This is a genomic window from Pseudomonas sp. WS 5412, assembly GCF_012985615.1.
Classification (GTDB): domain Bacteria; phylum Pseudomonadota; class Gammaproteobacteria; order Pseudomonadales; family Pseudomonadaceae; genus Aquipseudomonas; species Aquipseudomonas shahriarae.
In genome coordinates this window covers 43,525-60,909 of the sequence record NZ_JAARMB010000004.1, presented here as the reverse complement: position 1 = coordinate 60,909, position 17,385 = coordinate 43,525, and the positions used below count along the sequence as shown (strand labels likewise).

General features: G+C 61.4%; 13 protein-coding genes. 1 reads left to right on the top strand and 12 read right to left on the bottom strand.

The window, feature by feature from the left end:
• Nucleotides 1-12: 12 nt before the first annotated feature.
• From gltB to pilM, 9 genes are all read right to left on the bottom strand, one after another.
• A complete protein-coding gene (gene gltB / locus HBR94_RS07345; RefSeq protein ID WP_170044449.1) occupies nucleotides 13-4,458 on the bottom strand; it encodes a glutamate synthase large subunit in 4,446 nt (1,481 codons plus the stop codon).
• Between the two features lie 350 nt (nucleotides 4,459-4,808).
• A complete protein-coding gene (locus HBR94_RS07340) occupies nucleotides 4,809-6,383 on the bottom strand; it encodes an AAA family ATPase (protein WP_057958083.1) in 1,575 nt (524 codons plus the stop codon).
• 10 nt (nucleotides 6,384-6,393) lie between these two features.
• Nucleotides 6,394-7,494: a 3-dehydroquinate synthase gene (gene aroB / locus HBR94_RS07335; RefSeq protein ID WP_170044448.1), complete on the bottom strand. Its 1,101-nt coding sequence runs from the start codon at nucleotides 7,492-7,494 to the stop codon at nucleotides 6,394-6,396.
• A 147-nt stretch (nucleotides 7,495-7,641) separates the two neighbouring features.
• Nucleotides 7,642-8,160, bottom strand: coding sequence for a shikimate kinase AroK (gene aroK / locus HBR94_RS07330; RefSeq protein ID WP_057437234.1), 519 nt, complete (start codon nucleotides 8,158-8,160; stop codon nucleotides 7,642-7,644).
• Between the two features lie 4 nt (nucleotides 8,161-8,164).
• Entirely contained in the window at nucleotides 8,165-9,496 is a 1,332-nt protein-coding gene (locus HBR94_RS07325; RefSeq protein WP_057958081.1) for a type IV pilus secretin PilQ family protein, read from the bottom strand.
• A gap of 69 nt (nucleotides 9,497-9,565) precedes the next feature.
• Complete coding sequence (locus tag HBR94_RS07320; protein ID WP_170044447.1) at nucleotides 9,566-10,081, bottom strand: pilus assembly protein PilP; 516 nt, start codon at nucleotides 10,079-10,081, stop codon at nucleotides 9,566-9,568.
• Nucleotides 10,078-10,698 carry a type 4a pilus biogenesis protein PilO gene (gene pilO / locus HBR94_RS07315; protein WP_170044446.1) on the bottom strand — a complete coding sequence of 207 codons (621 nt, stop codon included), beginning with the start codon at nucleotides 10,696-10,698 and terminating at the stop codon, nucleotides 10,078-10,080. Before pilO ends, HBR94_RS07320 begins: the two co-directional genes overlap by 4 nt.
• Nucleotides 10,695-11,246 carry a PilN domain-containing protein gene (locus HBR94_RS07310; RefSeq protein WP_170044445.1) on the bottom strand — a complete coding sequence of 184 codons (552 nt, stop codon included), beginning with the start codon at nucleotides 11,244-11,246 and terminating at the stop codon, nucleotides 10,695-10,697. Before HBR94_RS07310 ends, pilO begins: the two co-directional genes overlap by 4 nt.
• Nucleotides 11,246-11,899: a type IV pilus assembly protein PilM gene (gene pilM / locus HBR94_RS07305; RefSeq protein ID WP_170044444.1), complete on the bottom strand. Its 654-nt coding sequence runs from the start codon at nucleotides 11,897-11,899 to the stop codon at nucleotides 11,246-11,248. The genes HBR94_RS07310 and pilM overlap by 1 nt, the downstream gene beginning before the upstream one ends.
• A gap of 217 nt (nucleotides 11,900-12,116) precedes the next feature.
• On the opposite strand from pilM, the gene HBR94_RS07300 reads away from it, so the two are divergent.
• The gene (locus tag HBR94_RS07300; protein ID WP_170044443.1) at nucleotides 12,117-14,561 is read left to right on the top strand and encodes a penicillin-binding protein 1A; all 2,445 of its coding nucleotides are present in this window, start codon (nucleotides 12,117-12,119) and stop codon (nucleotides 14,559-14,561) included.
• A 211-nt stretch (nucleotides 14,562-14,772) separates the two neighbouring features.
• Here the strand turns inward: HBR94_RS07300 and HBR94_RS07295 are convergent, their stop codons facing one another.
• From HBR94_RS07295 to rpmE, 3 genes are all read right to left on the bottom strand, one after another.
• A complete protein-coding gene (locus tag HBR94_RS07295; RefSeq protein WP_057958076.1) occupies nucleotides 14,773-16,041 on the bottom strand; it encodes a malic enzyme-like NAD(P)-binding protein in 1,269 nt (422 codons plus the stop codon).
• 182 nt (nucleotides 16,042-16,223) lie between these two features.
• A complete protein-coding gene (locus HBR94_RS07290) occupies nucleotides 16,224-17,030 on the bottom strand; it encodes a thermonuclease family protein (RefSeq protein ID WP_169959923.1) in 807 nt (268 codons plus the stop codon).
• Between the two features lie 14 nt (nucleotides 17,031-17,044).
• On the bottom strand, nucleotides 17,045-17,275 hold the full coding sequence (rpmE, locus tag HBR94_RS07285) for a 50S ribosomal protein L31 (RefSeq protein ID WP_029296053.1): 231 nt from the start codon (nucleotides 17,273-17,275) through the stop codon (nucleotides 17,045-17,047).
• Nucleotides 17,276-17,385 lie beyond the last annotated feature (110 nt).

Here is a 17,385-nt window from a genome sequence, read left to right as displayed (position 1 = left end):
TTCAGGCGCATATCACTGCGGGTTGGCACGGATGCTGGAAAGCAACGATTTCAGGTTGGCAGCCTTGGGCTTGACCAGCCAGAAACGACGCAGGTAATCATCGAGGTTCTCGGCGAGGTTACGACCCCATTCGCTGCCGGTTTCCTCGACGTACTCGTCCAGCACGTGCTGCAAGTGGTTCCGGTAGGACTCCATGGCCTCGCCGCTGATCCGCTGGATCTCGACCAACTCGTGGTTGACCTTGTCGACGAAGGTGTTGTCCTGGTCCAGCACGTAGGCGAAACCGCCAGTCATGCCCGAACCGAAGTTGTAACCGGTCTTGCCCAAGACGCAGACAAAACCACCGGTCATGTACTCGCAGCAGTGATCGCCAGTGCCTTCGACCACGGTGTGGGCACCGGAGTTACGCACGGCGAAACGCTCGCCGGCCGTACCGGCAGCGAACAGCTTGCCACCGGTAGCGCCGTACAAGCAGGTGTTGCCGATGATGGCACTGTCCTGGGTCTTGTAGATGCTACCCGCTGGCGGAACGATCACCAGCTTGCCGCCGGTCATGCCCTTGCCCACGTAGTCGTTGGCGTCGCCTTCGAGGTACATGTGCAGGCCGCCGGCGTTCCACACGCCAAAGCTCTGGCCCGCAGTACCCTTGAAGCGGAAGGTGATCGGCGCCTTGGCCATGCCCTGGTTGCCGTGTTTGCGGGCGATTTCGCCGGAGATCCGCGCGCCGATGGAACGGTCGCAGTTGCAGATATCCAGGGCGAACTCGCCACCGCTGGCGTCATTGATCGAGGAGCCGGCCATGTCGACCATTTTCTCGGCCAACAGGCCTTTGTCGAACGGCGGGTTGCGATCCACCTGGCAGAATTGCGGCTTGTCTGCCGGGATGTGATCGCTGCCCAACAGCGGCGTCAGGTCCAGGTGCTGTTGCTTGGCGGTCTGGCCTTCGAGGATGTCCAGCAGATCGGTACGCCCGATCAGCTCTTCCAGGGAGCGCACGCCGAGCTTGGCCAGCCATTCACGGGTTTCTTCGACGACGTAGGTGAAGAAGTTCACCACCATGTCGACGGTGCCGATGTAGTGATCCTTGCGCAGCTTCTCGTTCTGCGTGGCCACGCCGGTCGCGCAGTTGTTCAGGTGGCAGATGCGCAGGTATTTGCAGCCCAGGGCGATCATCGGTGCGGTACCGAAGCCGAAGCTTTCGGCGCCGAGGATCGCGGCCTTGATCACGTCGAGGCCGGTTTTCAGGCCGCCGTCGGTCTGCACCCGAACCTTGCCGCGCAGATCGTTGCCGCGCAGGGTCTGGTGAGTCTCGGCCAGGCCCAGCTCCCACGGTGCGCCGGCGTACTTGATCGAGGTCAGCGGCGAAGCGCCGGTGCCGCCGTCATAGCCGGAGATGGTGATCAGGTCGGCATAGGCCTTGGCCACGCCAGCGGCGATGGTGCCGACGCCGGCTTCCGCGACCAGTTTCACCGAGACCAGAGCCTGCGGGTTGACTTGCTTGAGGTCGAAAATCAGCTGCGACAAGTCTTCAATCGAGTAGATGTCGTGGTGCGGCGGCGGCGAAATCAGGGTCACGCCCGGCACTGCATAACGCAGCTTGGCGATCAGACCGTTGACCTTGCCGCCTGGCAGTTGGCCGCCCTCACCGGGCTTGGCGCCCTGGGCGACTTTGATCTGCAGCACTTCGGCGTTGACCAGGTATTCCGGGGTTACGCCGAAACGGCCAGTGGCGACCTGCTTGATTTTCGAACTCTTGATGGTGCCGTAGCGCGCCGGGTCTTCGCCACCTTCGCCGGAGTTGGAACGCGCACCCAGGCGGTTCATGGCTTCGGCCAGGGCTTCGTGGGCCTCGGGAGACAAGGCGCCCAGGGAGATACCGGCAGAGTCGAAACGCTTGAGGATCGACTCCAGTGGTTCGATTTCGCTGATAGCCAACGGTGTGTCCAGGGTTTTCACCTGGAACAGGTCGCGGATCATCGACACCGGGCGGTTATCCACCAGCGCGGTGTATTCCTTGAACTTGGCGTAGTCGCCCTGCTGCACAGCGGCTTGCAGGGTGCTGACCACGTCCGGGTTGTAGGCGTGGTATTCGCCACCGTGCACGAACTTGAGCAGGCCACCTTGCTGGATCGGCTTGCGCGCGCTCCAGGCCTCCAAGGCCAGGGCTTTCTGCTCGGCTTCGATATCGACGAAACGCGCGCCCTTGATGCGGCTTGGCACGCCACGGAAACTCAGTTCGCAGACTTCTTCCGACAGGCCGATGGCCTCGAACAACTGCGCGCCACGGTAAGAGGTGACGGTGGAGATGCCCATCTTCGACAGGATCTTCAGCAAGCCCTTGGTGATGCCTTTACGGTAGTTCTTGAATACCTCGTAGAGGTCACCCAACACTTCACCGGTACGGATCAGGTCACCCAGCACTTCGTACGCGAGGAACGGGTAAACGGCCGAGGCGCCAAAGCCGATCAGCACCGCAAAGTGGTGCGGGTCGCGGGCGGTGGCGGTTTCGACGAGGATGTTGGAGTCGCAACGCAGGCCTTTTTCGGTCAGGCGATGGTGCACCGCGCCGGTAGCCAGGGACGCGTGGATCGGCAGCTTGCCTGGGGCTATATGGCGGTCGGTCAGCACGATCTGGGTACGACCGGCGCGCACGGCTTCTTCAGCCTGATCGGCGACGTTGCGCACAGCGGCTTCCAGGCCGAGGCTCTCGTCGTAGTTCAGGTCGATGATCTGCCGGTCGAAGCCTGGACGCTCCAGGGTCATCAGCGAACGCCACTTGGCCGGGGAAATCACCGGCGAGCTGAGGATCACGCGCGAAGCGTGCTCTGGCGATTCCTGGAAGATATTGCGCTCGGCACCGAGGCACACTTCCAGGGACATGACGATGGCTTCACGCAGCGGGTCGATCGGCGGGTTGGTGACCTGGGCGAACTGCTGGCGGAAATAGTCATACGGCGTGCGCACGCGCTGGGACAGCACGGCCATCGGCGTATCGTCGCCCATGGAGCCGACCGCCTCGTAGCCTTGCTCGCCGAGTGGGCGCAGCACCTGGTCGCGCTCCTCGAACGTGACCTGGTACATCTTCATGTACTGCTTGAGCTGGTCGACGTCATAGAACGCCGAACCGTGGTCGTTGTCTTCCATGGTCGCCTGGATACGCAGGGCGTTCTTGCGCAGCCATTGCTTGTACGGGTGACGCGACTTCAAGCGGTTGTCGATGGCATCGGTGTCGAGAATCTGCCCGGTTTCGGTGTCCACGGCGAGGATCTGGCCAGGGCCGACGCGGCCTTTGGCAATCACGTCTTCAGGCTGGTAGTTCCACACGCCAACTTCCGAAGCCAGGGTGATGAAGCCGTTGGTGGTGGTCACCCAACGCGCCGGGCGCAGGCCGTTACGGTCGAGCAGGCACACCGCGTAGCGACCATCGGTCATGACCACGCCGGCCGGGCCGTCCCACGGTTCCATGTGCATCGAGTTGTACTCATAGAACGCCCGCAGATCGGGGTCCATGGTCTCGACGTTCTGCCACGCAGGCGGAATGATCATGCGCACGCCACGGAACAAGTCGATGCCGCCGGTGACCATCAGTTCGAGCATGTTGTCCATGCTCGAGGAGTCGGAACCCACACGGTTGACCAGTGGGCCGAGCTCTTCGAGGTCCATCAGGTCGTTGGCGAACTTGGTGCGACGGGCCACGGCCCAGTTGCGGTTGCCGGTGATCGTGTTGATCTCGCCGTTGTGGGCGAGGAAGCGGAATGGCTGGGCCAGCGGCCATTTCGGCAGGGTATTGGTGGAGAAGCGCTGGTGGAACACGCAGATCGCGGTTTGCAGGCGCTCATCACTCAGGTCCGGATAGAAGGCGGTCAAGTCCGCCGGCATCATCAGGCCTTTATAAATGATGGTCTTGTGGGAAAAGCTGCAGATGTAGTGATCGGTGTCCAGGGCGTTGGCCACGGACGAACGGCGACGCGAGGTGAACAGCTTGATCGCCATGTCCTGGTCGCTCAGGCCGTCGCCTGCGATAAACACTTGTTCGATCTGCGGCAGGCGCTCATGGGCCAGGCGGCCGAGCACGCTGGTGTCGATCGGCACTTTGCGCCAGCCAACGAGTTGCAGGCCGGCGGCGAGGATCTCGCGGTTCATGTTCTCGCGAGCGGCCTCGGCTTTGACCGGGTCCTGGTTGAAGAACACCATGCCCACCGCGTATTGCTTGGGCAAATCGGCGCCGAAGGTTTCCTTGGCGACAGCGCGCAGGAACAGGTCGGGCTTTTGAATCAGCAAGCCACAACCGTCACCGGTTTTGCCGTCGGCGTTGATCCCACCGCGGTGGGTCATGCAGGTCAGGGCCTCGATGGCCGTTTGCAGAAGGGTATGACTGGGTTCGCCCTGCATATGGGCTATCAGGCCGAAACCACAGTTATCCTTGAATTCGTCGGGTTGGTACAGACCTGCTTTCATAGACACTTTCTCACCAGGCTGCCTCTTATTTCGAGGCAAATTTCTTTTCAATTCAACCGGTTACCTTCCACGCCGAACGTACGCCGGCTTAGCGGGGGCAAAAGGGAGGTCATTGTACACACCGACACAGACGCCCACAAATTTGGCGACGAACTGTCGCAAATCTATGTCGCATTTATGAAAGGTTTAAAGCGATATGCTGTGCTAGTCAAAACTTTTTTAATTCTGACTGCTACTACTCAAAAGCCACTGTGGCGCAGACACCACAAAGCGCGCGGCCTTCAGGGCTGCACGCTGTTGTAGTTTTTTTGAGGTGCTGGGAGGGCGACCTGGGTAAGGTCGCCGGTTCTTCAGCGAGTTGTTGCGAGTTCTTGTTGAACGCTGGCAACAGTGCGAGGCCAAGGTTTACCAGCCTGGACCTTCGCTGGCAAGGCTTTGATAGCGGAATCGGCAGCCGCACGGCTCGGGAAACTGCCGTAGGTGATCACGTAGAGAGGCTTGCCGTTGAGCACTTTCTTGAAGTAACGGTACTCGCCGCCGTGCTCTTTGACGAACGCCTGGGCGTTGCCTTCGGAGCTGGTGCCGAGGATCTGCACCACATAGTTCTTGGCCGGTTGGCTGCCGTACCAGCCGCTGCCGGCAGCAGCCTTGGCCACGGTCACCGGTTTTTCAGCAGGCTTGGCGGCTGGCGCGGGCTTGGCCACCGGGGCTGGCGTCGGCTTGACCACTGGCGCCGGGGCTGGCTTGGCGGTGGCAACCTGGGTCGGCGCAGGCGTTGGCTTGGCCGCCGGCACAGGTGCCGGGCTGGCGGTTTCACCAGGTGGCGGAGCTACGGTGGTAACGGTCGGCGGCGTGGCGCTGGAGCCTTCTACCGGCACACCGTCGTCGCCTTCGGAGATGGCGCCGGCCTCTTCTGCCAACGGGCCACGCATGACCGGCTGGCCAACCATCGGCAGGTTGGTAGGCTGGCCGGAACCGGCAAACTCAACGGCAGGTGCGCCATTGGTGGTGGGCTTGCCCAGTGGCAGTTGTGCCTGCTCGGTAGGCGCGCCTGGTGCGGTCGGTGCCTTGCTGCGGCCAGGAATCAACCAGGCGGCGGCTACGGCAACCACGACAACGGCAGAAATCGCCAGTACGTGTTTCTTCGGCATGGTGAACCCCATCTTTGGACGCTTAACCGCAGAGCGGCTGGCAATCATGGCTTCGATCATTGCATCGCGGGCAACCTGGTTGATGGTGCCAGGCCAGCCGTCGGAGCTTTCGTGAATATCAGAGATCTGCTGGGCAGAAAAAAGTTCGATGCCCTGGCCGGCACCTTCAAGGCGCTGGGCCAGGTACTCGCGGGTTTCTTCTTCTTCGTAGGGCTGCAATTCGATGACGTGAAACAGCTCTTGCTCGCCACTGAGCTGCTCCAGATCGGCAATCAGCGACGCCTCACCGAACAGGAAGACATGGGGACGACCTTCCGGCGTACCCGCCGCCAGGGCCAGCAACGCTTCCAGAGCGGACTCGTCGAGCTGCTCGGCATCGTCCACCAGCAGGTAGACTTCCTGGCCAGTCAGGCCCAACTGCACCACTTGCTTGAGAATGGCGGTGGGCTCGGCATTCGCCACGTCCAGCGCCTGGGCAACCTGGCGCAGCACGCCTGCCGCATCGCCGGCACCACGGGCGGAAACCACCACGCTCTGCACCGATTGCTTGTTGGTGCTGGCCACCAGGGCCTGGCGCAGCAAAGTCTTGCCGCTGCCCAGGGGGCCAGTGACCACCAGCAGCAACTGGCTGTAGCGCGCCAGGTGATGCAACTGCCCCAGCACCGGCTTGCGCTGCGCAGGGAAAAACTTGAAACCGGGAACCCGTGGCGCAAAAGGGTCGTGGCTCAACTGGTAATGGCCGAGGAAAGCCTCGTCGGCATGCAAACTAGTCATCGGGATCTGGTTAACCTTTCAGCTGGGCCAGGGCGCGGTAATCCGCTCCCAGCGTGGCCTGTAGAATCTCTTTCGGATAATCGTCGGTCACTACCGCTTCGCCCATTCGGCGCAACAGCACCAGACGCAAACGACCATCGATCACTTTTTTGTCTATCGCCATATGTTCAAGGAAATCAGCCTCGGTCATCTCCTCAGGGGGGATGACCGGCAACCCGGCGCGCTGGAACAGGCGGATACCGCGATCACGCTCTTGGACACTGATCCAGCCCAGGCGTTGCGACATCTCCAACGCTATCACTGTGCCAGCCGCTACGGCCTCTCCATGCAACCAGACACCATAGCCCATGTGAGTTTCAATCGCATGGCCGAAGGTGTGGCCCAGGTTCAAGGTGGCACGCACACCAGACTCACGTTCGTCGGCATTGACCACCAGCGCCTTGGCCGCGCAGGAGCGGGAGATGGCTTCGGTCAGCGCCACCTGATCCAGGTTGCGCAAGGCATCGACGTGCTCTTCAAGCCAGGTCAGGAACGGCTCGTCGCAGATCAACCCGTACTTGATGACTTCCGCCAGGCCCGCCGACAGCTCGCGGGGCGGCAAGGTGTTGAGGGTAGCGGTGTCGATCAACACAGCATTGGGCTGGTAGAACGCGCCAACCATGTTTTTGCCCAGGGGATGGTTGATCCCGGTCTTGCCGCCCACCGACGAATCGACCTGGGACAGCAGGGTGGTCGGCACCTGGATAAAGTCCACACCACGCTGGTAACAGGCCGCCGCAAAACCGGCCATGTCGCCGATCACGCCGCCACCAAGGGCCACTACCGTGGTCCGCCGGTCGTGGCGCGCGGTGAGCAGGCCGTCAAAAATCAGCTGCAGGGTTTCCCAGTTCTTGAAGGCTTCGCCGTCGGGAAGAATCACCGAGATCACCGAATACGCCGCAAGGCTGCGACTCAGGCGCTCAAGGTAGAGCGGCGCCACGGTCTCGTTGGAGATGATCGCCACTTGTCGCCCGGCAATGTGCGGCGCGAGCAACTCGGGCTGGTCCAACAAACCCTCGCCAATATGGATCGGGTAGCTACGCTCGCCAAGATCGACCTTAAGTGTCTGCATGTGTCCCCGCGCTGAAGATGGAAGCAGGCGTCCTGCCTTGTATTAACGTTGTCGGCACCGTCGAGATCGGACGCTGCCTGATGGCTCTACGCCACACCTCGGACGGCTGTAACGCGCTGCCGAGGATAGCGCATTTCGGCCCTGGCTTTAACGGGGCGGCAGTTGCTGCAGGCGCTCGAGAATGTCGATTACGACCATGCGCGGTGGCCGTTCATCGGTTTCCACCACCAGATCGGCGATTTCCCGATAAAGCGGATCGCGCAGCGCCAGCAAGTCACGCAGGGTTTTCTCGGGGTTGGCGGTGCGCAGTAATGGCCGGTTGCGGTCACGGGCGGTGCGCCCGACCTGCTGCTCGACCGACGCATGCAAATAGATCACCCGACCGCCAGCATGCAGCGCCCGCCGATTTTCCTCGCGCATCACGGCGCCGCCGCCGGTGGCCAATACCACGCCATCGCAGCCGCACAGCTCGGCAATCATTGCCTGCTCGCGATCACGAAAGCCCAGCTCGCCTTCCTTATCGAAGATCCACGGGATATTGGCGCCCGTGCGCAATTCAATTTCCTTATCGGAGTCTTTGAACGGCAGGCGCAGCTCTTTGGCCAGCAAACGGCCGATGGTGCTTTTTCCAGCCCCCATCGGCCCTACAAGAATCAAATTTCGCACAGAATCAACGACTCACAGCAATCGCCTGGTTATTCATAATACGCGGAGTCAGGAATACCAGCAGCTCGGATTTTCTTTGGGCAACCACATCACGCCGGAAAAGGCGGCCAAGATACGGCACATCGCCCAAAAATGGCACTTTATCTACCACCTTGCTTTGGTTTTTGGAGAAAACCCCACCGAGGACGATGGTCTCGCCGTCCCTGACCAGAACCTTGGCGTTGACCTCGTTCTTCTTGATCGGCGGCACATCGTTGAGTTTGTTCAGGTAGTCGGGCTCATCCTTGGTCACCCGAACCTCCATGATCACCTGGTCATCGGGGGTGATTTGCGGCGTCACTTCCAGGGACAGCGAGGCTTCCTTGAACGAGACCGAGGTCGCCCCCTCGGACGTGGCTTCCTGGTAAGGAATCTCGGTGCCCTTGAGAATCCGCGCGGTTTCCTTGTTGGAGGTGACCACCTTGGGCTGGGAGATCACTTCGCCATTGCCGCCTTTTTCCATGGCCGTGAGTTCCAGGTCCAGCAGCACGTTATCGGTGATAAAGGCGATGCCCAGGCCGGAGCTCGGGCTTACCACGCCCAGGTCAACGAACGGTGAGCTATCGGGCGACTCGCCCTCACCGGACGGTTTTTTATCGACCCCGCCCCCACTCCAATTACCTTTACTGCGCAGCAACCCGCCCCAGCGCACCCCCACGCTTTTGTCATAGTCGACATTGGCCTCGACTATCCGCGCCTCGATCATCACCTGGCGTACCGGCACATCCAACTGACTGACGATGCGCCGCAGCTCCTCCAGGCGCTCGCCCGTCTGGTAGGCGATGATGTTGTTGGTGCGGTCATCCACCGTCACCGAACCGCGCTCATCGGTCGCCCCCTCCAGCCCGGTCACCGACTGGAACAGCTTGGCCAGCTCAGACGCCTTGGCGTAATTGACTTGCAGCAGCTCCCGACGCAGTGGCGTCAGCTCGGTCATCAACTTGCGCGACTCCAGGGCCAGCAACTCCCGTGCGGCCAGTTCCTCGGCCGGGGCCACCAGCAGCACGTTGGCGGTCACCCGCCGGTCCAGGCCCTTGGCCTGCAACACCAGGTCCAGGGCCTGGTCCCACGGCACATCCTTGAGGCGCAGGGTTATCGAGCCTTGCACATCATCACCGGCCACCAGGTTGAGCCCGGCCACATCGGCAATCTGCTGCAAGACAGCGCGCACCTCAATGTCCTGAAAGTTGAGGGACAGCCTGTTGCCGGTAAATGGGCCACGCGCTGTGTTCAAGGGCGAACTACCGGGAGGAGGCAATTGAATCAGGTCGATTCGCTTGGGCACAGCCTCAGTCATCGGTGCTGTGAACGCTATCCATAGCGCCACACCGAAGGACGAAATAATCCTTTTCATTTTTTGCTTCCGTTATGAGTTCACGTTCAATACCAAAGTGCGCGGACGCTCAAGCCAGGCGCCCTCACCGTCGGGGAAAAGCTCGACCAGCTCCAACTGCCCCTCATGGATCGCCACGACGCGCCCATGATCAGTCCCCAGGTAATCCCCCACCGCCAGGCGATGAACACCCGCCGCGCCGCGTAGCAGGGCAAACGTCTGCGCGCCCAGCGACAGGGTGCCGACCATCTGGAACTGATCCACGGCAAACCCTTCGAGAAACTGCCGGGGGCGGTCGAGGTCCGGCGCAGCTCCAGGCTTGCCGGTAGGACGACTGGCGGGCTGGTCCGGCGGCTGGAAGGGGTCACGCAGGGGTGGCGAACTGGAGACAAACCGTGGCCCCGGTCTCGCCACGGGTACCTCATCCGCCATAGGCAGCGCTTGCTGGCGAATCGTTTGCAACTCGTCATTCAGTGCCTGCAACTGCGGGTCACTGTCGCATCCAGCAAGCAATACCAGGCCCAGGCCCACAACCTTGAGACGGCTCATGGCAATGGTCCCTGGTCGCTGTACCTGTAGGTTTTGGCGAGCATCGTCAGGCTCAGCAATGCGCCGCCCTGGGGATCCGCAGGACGAATGACAAAGTCATGCAGGGTAACGATCTGCGGCAACCCGGCCACGCCACTGACGAAGGCCAGGAGGTCGTGATAGGTGCCTAGCAGCTTGAGCTGCATCGGCCGCTCGACGAACACCGGCTGCACGTGTTCATCCAGCACACTGAGCTGCTCCACCAGTACCCCGCTGAGCTGCCCCAGCCGAGTGAAGTCGTCCAGCAGACCGGGCATTTGCCTCAGCGTCGGCATTTGGCGCAACTGTTCAGTGAAGGCGGTGCGCAGGGTTTCAAGCTCGCGCACCACGCTGTCATGCTGCGCGGCTTGCCGGGCTTTGGCCGCAAACTGCTGGCGCAGGCTTATCTCTCCCACCTCGTGACGCTGCAAGACCTCGCGCGCGCTGCTCAGGTAGACAGCATTCCCGACCATCAGCACCAGCAAGGCAAGCACCGCGCCCACCACAATCCGGCCAGCCAAAGGCCAGTGGGCGGTGTTGCGGTACAGCGTGGAGAGTTGCGGGAGTGCCAGCCCTGACAGGCTGGACCCAAGGCTCACCGCAGCGTCTCCTGATGCTCCCCATGGTCCACCATCAACTGGAAGGCGCTACCCGCACCGCCCTCCTCGGCCCGTACATGGCGCAGATTAGGCGCACGCAGGGTATTGGAGGCTTCCAGGCTCCGCATCAGCCGGGCGACATCATCGCTGGACACCGCCGTACCAGTGACCTCCACCGATGCGCCACTGACGCTGACCTCGCTCAGTTGAACCCCATCTGGCATGGCGCGGGCCAACTGGTCGAGAAACTCCTGGCCCGATGTGCGATGGCCCTGGAGGTCTTCGACCACCTTCATCCGCTCCATCAACTGCTGACGCTGCTCACGCAACTCGTCGATGGTCTTGATACGCGAATCCAATACCGTGACTTGCTTGCTCAAGTGGTTGTTACGAGCCACCTGCCGATCAATCGCGCGGTCGATGACCCGGTCGGCCAGCCAGACGGCGACCAAGGCAATAGTGGTAATCACCAACAGGAAAATCAGAAAAAATTTGCGACGGCGCTCAGCGCGTTCTTCACGCCAGGGTAAAAGGTTGATTCTTGTCATCAATCGAAACTCCTGAGGGCCAAACCGCAGGCGACCCGCAATCCCTGGGCATCGGCAGCCCATTGTGCACTATTGATCCCACTCCCCGGCACTATCCGGGCGACCACCTGATCGGTCATCCGCGCCAGGGCAAACGCCTCTACATCCACCACTCGAGCAACCAGGCCGGCCATGGCCAGCACCGCTTCGCGCGCTTCTACCTGCTCCTTGAGGCATGCCACAAGCAGCACATCAACATAACCGGGTTCACGACTCGATGGGCCCTGGACCTGAAAATCAATTGCAACCTCATCCAACGGATAAGGAATGTACTGGTCAGCTTCGCAGCGCAGGCGCTGCTCCATCTCGCCTGCTTCAAGCCCCGCCTCCAGCGCAACCACCCGGCTGATCACCGAAGGGCCCGCCACGGCAACCGCCGCATGGGCGACCTGGGTCCGCGCCCGGAACAATGCCTTGGAAAGGGTCTGCGCGACAACCTCCAGATCAACGATATTACTGTCGACCACCGCATGCCCCGGTAAAGGCTGGCTCGCATACGCGTGCACTGCATAGCCATCGCCGGCGCGGGCCAGCTCCAGAACCTTCACGCCGCTGTCCTGGATGTCCACACCCAGCACGGTATCGGCTTTTTGCCTGAAAAATCCCTTTCTCATAAAACTCCCTAAAGCTTTGCCTGTCTCAGGGCTGGTCAGTTCCGGGCTTGATGCATTCGGTCGGCTCGGTTGAGCGGCGCCCATGACGCCCCGAGGCGAAAAATGCTTTAATGCCCAGCGTTTTTTCCCGCTTTTTATCTGCAGGTCGGGTCGATACATCCTTAGTCATGCCTATCCCGACACCTAACCCATTCTTTTCTCTGGAAATCCAAAAGCCTTGATTCGTCTGCTGAAGTTTTTCGGGTACTCCTTCGTCGCTATCGTTTGCGGGCTGCTGCTCGTGTTCAGCGGCGCCTATCTCTACCTTAGTCCGGGATTGCCATCGGTAGAGGCCCTGAGAAGTATCCAGTTGCAGATTCCTTTGCGGGTCTACAGCAGCGATGAAAAACTGATCGCGGAGTTCGGCGAAATGCGCCGCACCCCGATCCGTTTCGCCGACATTCCACCCAATTTCATCAATGCCCTGTTATCGGCCGAAGACGATAATTTTGCCAACCACTATGGCGTGGACCCCAGCAGCCTGGTGCGTGCAGCCACGCAGCTGGTAAAAAGCGGACACATTCAATCGGGCGGCAGCACCATCACCATGCAGGTGGCGAAGAACTTCTTCCTCACCAGCGAGCGCAGCTTCTCGCGCAAAGCCACGGAAATCCTCCTGGCGCTGCAGATCGAACGCCAACTGACCAAGGACGAAATCCTTGAGCTGTACGTCAACAAGATCTACCTGGGCAATCGGGCCTATGGGATCGAGGCAGCGTCCCAGGTGTACTACGGCAAGTCGATTCGTGATGCCAGCCTGGCACAAATGGCAATGATTGCCGGCCTGCCCAAGGCCCCGTCACGCTTTAACCCGCTGGCCAACCCGGCCCGCAGCAAGGAGCGCCGCGACTGGATCCTGGGGCGCATGTACAAGCTGGGCAAGATCGACCAGAGCGCCTATGAAAGCGCGGTGGCCGAGCCGTTGAACGCCAGCTACCACGTGCCGACGCCCGAGGTCAGCGCGCCGTATATCGCCGAAATGGCCCGCGCCGAAATGGTCGGCCGCTATGGCAGCGATGCCTACACCGAAGGTTTCCGTGTCACCACGACCATTCCGAGCAACTTGCAGGAAATCGCCAACCACGCGGTGCATGAGGGCCTGATCGCCTATGACCAGCGCCACGGCTACCGTGGGCCGGAATCGCGCCTGCCAGGCAAGACCCTGAGCGCCTGGACGGTTGAACTGGGCAAGCAGCGCTCCATCAGCGGCCTGGATCCGGCCATCGTCACCCAGATTAAAAAAGATGGCGTGCAGGTCCTGACCCGCAGCGGCGAAGAACATGTGGCGTGGGACAGCATGAAGTGGGCCCGCCCTTTCCTGAACACCAACAGCATGGGGCCGATGCCCAAGCAGCCATCTGATGTGGCCCAGGTCGGCGACCTGATCCGCGTGCAGCGCCAGAAGGACGACAGCCTGAAATTCAGCCAGGTCCCGGTCGCCCAGGGCGCCCTGGTCTCCCTGGACCCGCAGAACGGTGCGATCCGCGCCCTGGTCGGTGGCTTCGCCTTCGAGCAGAGCAACTACAACCGCGCCACCCAGGCCAAGCGCCAGCCGGGCTCCAGCTTCAAACCGTTTGTCTACAGTGCCGCGCTGGATAACGGCTATACCGCCGCCAGCCTGGTCAACGACGCGCCTATCGTGTTTGTCGACGAGTACCTGGACAAGGTCTGGCGTCCGAAGAACGATACCAATACCTTCCTCGGTCCGATCCGCGTGCGCGAGGCGCTGTACAAGTCGCGCAACCTGGTGTCGATCCGCTTGCTGCAGGCGATGGGCGTGGGCAAGACCATCGACTACATGACCCGCTTCGGCTTCAACAAGCAGGACCTGCCGCCAAACCTGTCCCTGGCCCTGGGCACCGCGACCCTCACGCCAATGGAGATCGCCACCGGCTGGAGTGTGTTTGCCAACGGCGGCTACAAAGTCACGCCGTACCTGATCGACAAGATCGAAAGCCGCAACGGCGACACACTGTTTGTCGCCAACCCACCGAGCGTGCCCAACGGCGTCGCCGCCAGCGATGGCCTGGCTGCACCGGCCAACAGCGGTATCACCATCGAACCGACACCCGGTGCTGCACCCACTGATGCCACGCCGGCTCCAGCCGCACCAGCGGTGGCGGAGCGGATTGTCGATGGCCGCACCACCTATATTCTCACCAGCATGTTGCAGGACGTGATCAAGCGCGGCACCGGCCGCCGCGCCCTGGCCCTGGGCCGTACGGACCTGGCGGGCAAGACCGGTACCACCAACGAATCCAAGGACGCCTGGTTCTCCGGTTATAACGCCGACTACATCACCACCGTCTGGACCGGCTACGACCAGCCAGAAAGCCTCGGTCGCCGCGAATACGGCGGCACCGTCGCCCTGCCGATCTGGATGAGCTACATGGGCGGCGCCCTCAAGGACAAGCCGGCCCACACCCAGGCCGAGCCGGAAGGCATCCTCAGCCTGCGCATCGACCCGATCAGCGGCCGCGCCGCCGCACCGGGCACGCCAAATGCGTACTTTGAACTATTCAAGAGCGAAGACACGCCGCCGTCGATGAATGAACTGGGCAATGGCGTGGCACCGGGCAGCCCGTTGCCGGCGGATGAATCTGCGCCGATCGACTTGTTCTGATAAACACAGATCCAACTGTGGGAGCGGGTTTGTGTGGGAGCGGGCTTGCCCGCGAAGACGTCGGCCCAGCAAACATTGATGTTGACTGAGCCACTGCTTTCGCGGGCAAGCCCGCTCCCACATTGGACGGTGCACACTCCCCCGTTTTGCAGCCACAAAAAAAGCCCCGACTCGCAAGAGCCGGGGCTTTTTGTTGGTGCGCTACAACGGTTTAGCCGTTGAACACATCATCCACGCTTTGCAGCGGGTAGTTCTTCGGATACGGCAGGGTTGCCACACCTGTCTCGATGGCGGCCTTGGCCACGGCATCGGAGATCACGGTGATCAGGCGCTTATCCATTGGTTTTGGAATGATGTACTCACGGCCGAATTCCAGCTTGGCGCCACCGTAGGCGTCGCATACGTCCTGAGGCACTGGCAGCTTGGCCAGTTCACGCAGGGCGTTGGCGGCAGCCACCTTCATCTCTTCGTTGATGCGCTTGGCGCGAACGTCCAGGGCGCCACGGAAGATGAATGGGAAGCCCAGTACGTTGTTGACCTGGTTCGGGTAGTCCGAACGGCCAGTGGCCATGATCACGTCGTTACGGGTGGCGTGTGCCAGTTCCGGGGCGATTTCCGGATCAGGGTTCGAGCAGGCGAACACGATCGGGTTGGCCGCCATGGACTTCAGGCCTTCAGCGCTCAGCAGGTTCGGGCCGGACAGGCCAACGAACACGTCAGCACCATCCAGTGCGTCAGCCAGGGTGCGCTTGGAGGACGGGTGGGCAAACATCGCCTTGTACTGGTTCAGGTCGGTACGCTCGGACTGGATCACGCCCTTGCTGTCGACCATGTAGATGTTTTCAAGGCGCGCGCCCATGCTCACGATCAGCTTCATGCAGGAGATAGCCGCTGCACCAGCGCCCAGGCAGACGATTTTCGCGTCGGACAGGGTTTTGCCAGCGATTTCCAGGGCGTTGATCATGCCGGCCGCAGTAACGATCGCGGTGCCGTGCTGGTCATCGTGGAATACCGGGATGTCGCACTGTTCGATCAGGGCCTTTTCGATCTCGAAGCACTCAGGTGCCTTGATGTCTTCCAGGTTGATGCCACCAAAGGTGATGGAGATGCGCTTGACGGTGTCGATGAAGGCTTGCGGGCTTTCGGAGTCGACTTCGATGTCGAATACGTCGATGCCGGCAAAGCGCTTGAACAGTACGCCCTTGCCTTCCATCACTGGCTTGGAAGCCAATGGGCCGAGGTTACCCAGGCCGAGAATCGCGGTGCCATCAGAAATCACTGCAACCAGATTGCCCTTGCCGGTGTATTTGTAGGCCAGTTCAGGATCGCGGGCGATTTCACGCACGGGCTCGGCTACACCGGGGCTGTACGCCAGCGACAGGTCGCGTGCGGTAGCAGTGGCTTTGGTGAGCTCGACACTCAGCTTTCCTGGACGAGGATGGGCATGATATTCGAGAGCGGCAGTTTTCAAATCAGACATATCGGCATTCCGCTTTTTACTGTTGGACGACGGACCGCCGAGGATACTCGCCTCGCAAAGTCCCTACAAGACTGGGTAGTCACCGGTGTCAAGGGCCCTACCCTACGACTTTCGGCCAAGAGCCACGGGATACAAGGCCTACAACTGTTCACAATCGACAGAAAAAATGTCTACAATTTTTCTTATTGTGCCAATTGCAGCATGCCGGGATCGGTCAAGGGGAGCAGCCAGCGCGCCTGGCCACTTTTCAGGCCGCCACGCCGGGAGCGATCCAACACCCAGCCACGGGCCTCGATATCCTGGCCTTGCAGGCGCTTGAGCAGGGCATTGTCGAATTGCCCGACCAGATTGGGTGCAACCCGTAATACCAAGGAGTCCTGCAGTTCGATCCAGATCCCGCCGCGATTGCGTTCGACCTTGCTCACGCGACCGCTGACGACGGCGAAGCCCGACTGCTGGATTTGCCCGGCTTTTTGCACAGGCGACTGACGCCACAGGCCCAACCTGGCTGCGCGCGCACTGCGCTCGGCAGCTTGCTGGCAGGCGACCAGGTCAACATTGGGGGCCACCGCCACCAGGAACCCGAGCCCCTCGGCGAGCAGTTGGGCCTCCAGATTCGCGCCGTTGGCCCCATACAGATGGGCCAGGGTTCGCCCATAACGGTCCTTGCCCTCGCGACCCGGCACGACCCCGACCCGACCGTCGCTGGCATCCACCAAGCCTTGCAGGCGCTGGCGCGCAGCCACGGCGAACGGCTCGTCCGGGCGGCCTTTCTTGCCGGTCTCAGGCGCGTTGACGCCGATCATGCGCACACTGCGCCCGTCCTTGAGACGGACGGTGTCGCCATCCACCACGCGCTGTACCTCGAAGGTGCTGACCGCCGCAGGCGCAGGGCAAAACACCTCGGCCTGGGCGGTCGACAGCCAGATCGCAGGCACAAAAAAGGCGCCCGCAAGGGACGCCTTCTTCATAAGCAGGTAAAAGCCCATCAGGCTTTCGAACCTTACTCTGCAGCAGCTGGAGCTTTCTTGCCGAAAGCACCGAAACGGTCGGCGAAGCGCTGTACACGGCCGCCAGTATCCAGAGTCTTCTGCTTACCGGTGTAGAACGGGTGGCACTCGTTGCATACGTCAGTGCCCAGTGGCTTGCACAGGTTCGAACGGGTTTCGAACTTGTTGCCGCAGCTGCAAGTAACTTGGATGGTTTCGTACGCTGGATGGATATCGGCTTTCATGGTGTCTTCCTCAGGCTAGCGTGCCGCCACTCGACACTATTGTCGAATACCGCACGTAATTAGGCCGCGGATTCTACCAGAGCTTTTTAAACGCGCAAGCGCCGCCATGC

Bases quoted from the DNA above. Each gene is read 5' to 3' on its own strand.
- gltB (WP_170044449.1), bottom strand. From the start codon at position 4,458: ATGAAAGCAGGTCTGTACCAACCCGACGAATTCAAGGATAACTGTGGT.
- HBR94_RS07340 (WP_057958083.1), bottom strand. From the start codon at position 6,383: ATGACTAGTTTGCATGCCGACGAGGCTTTCCTCGGCCATTACCAGTTG.
- aroB (WP_170044448.1), bottom strand. From the start codon at position 7,494: ATGCAGACACTTAAGGTCGATCTTGGCGAGCGTAGCTACCCGATCCAT.
- HBR94_RS07325 (WP_057958081.1), bottom strand. From the start codon at position 9,496: ATGACTGAGGCTGTGCCCAAGCGAATCGACCTGATTCAATTGCCTCCT.
- HBR94_RS07320 (WP_170044447.1), bottom strand. From the start codon at position 10,081: ATGAGCCGTCTCAAGGTTGTGGGCCTGGGCCTGGTATTGCTTGCTGGA.
- HBR94_RS07310 (WP_170044445.1), bottom strand. From the start codon at position 11,246: ATGACAAGAATCAACCTTTTACCCTGGCGTGAAGAACGCGCTGAGCGC.
- pilM (WP_170044444.1), bottom strand. From the start codon at position 11,899: ATGAGAAAGGGATTTTTCAGGCAAAAAGCCGATACCGTGCTGGGTGTG.
- HBR94_RS07295 (WP_057958076.1), bottom strand. From the start codon at position 16,041: ATGTCTGATTTGAAAACTGCCGCTCTCGAATATCATGCCCATCCTCGT.
- HBR94_RS07290 (WP_169959923.1), bottom strand. From the start codon at position 17,030: ATGGGCTTTTACCTGCTTATGAAGAAGGCGTCCCTTGCGGGCGCCTTT.
- rpmE (WP_029296053.1), bottom strand. From the start codon at position 17,275: ATGAAAGCCGATATCCATCCAGCGTACGAAACCATCCAAGTTACTTGC.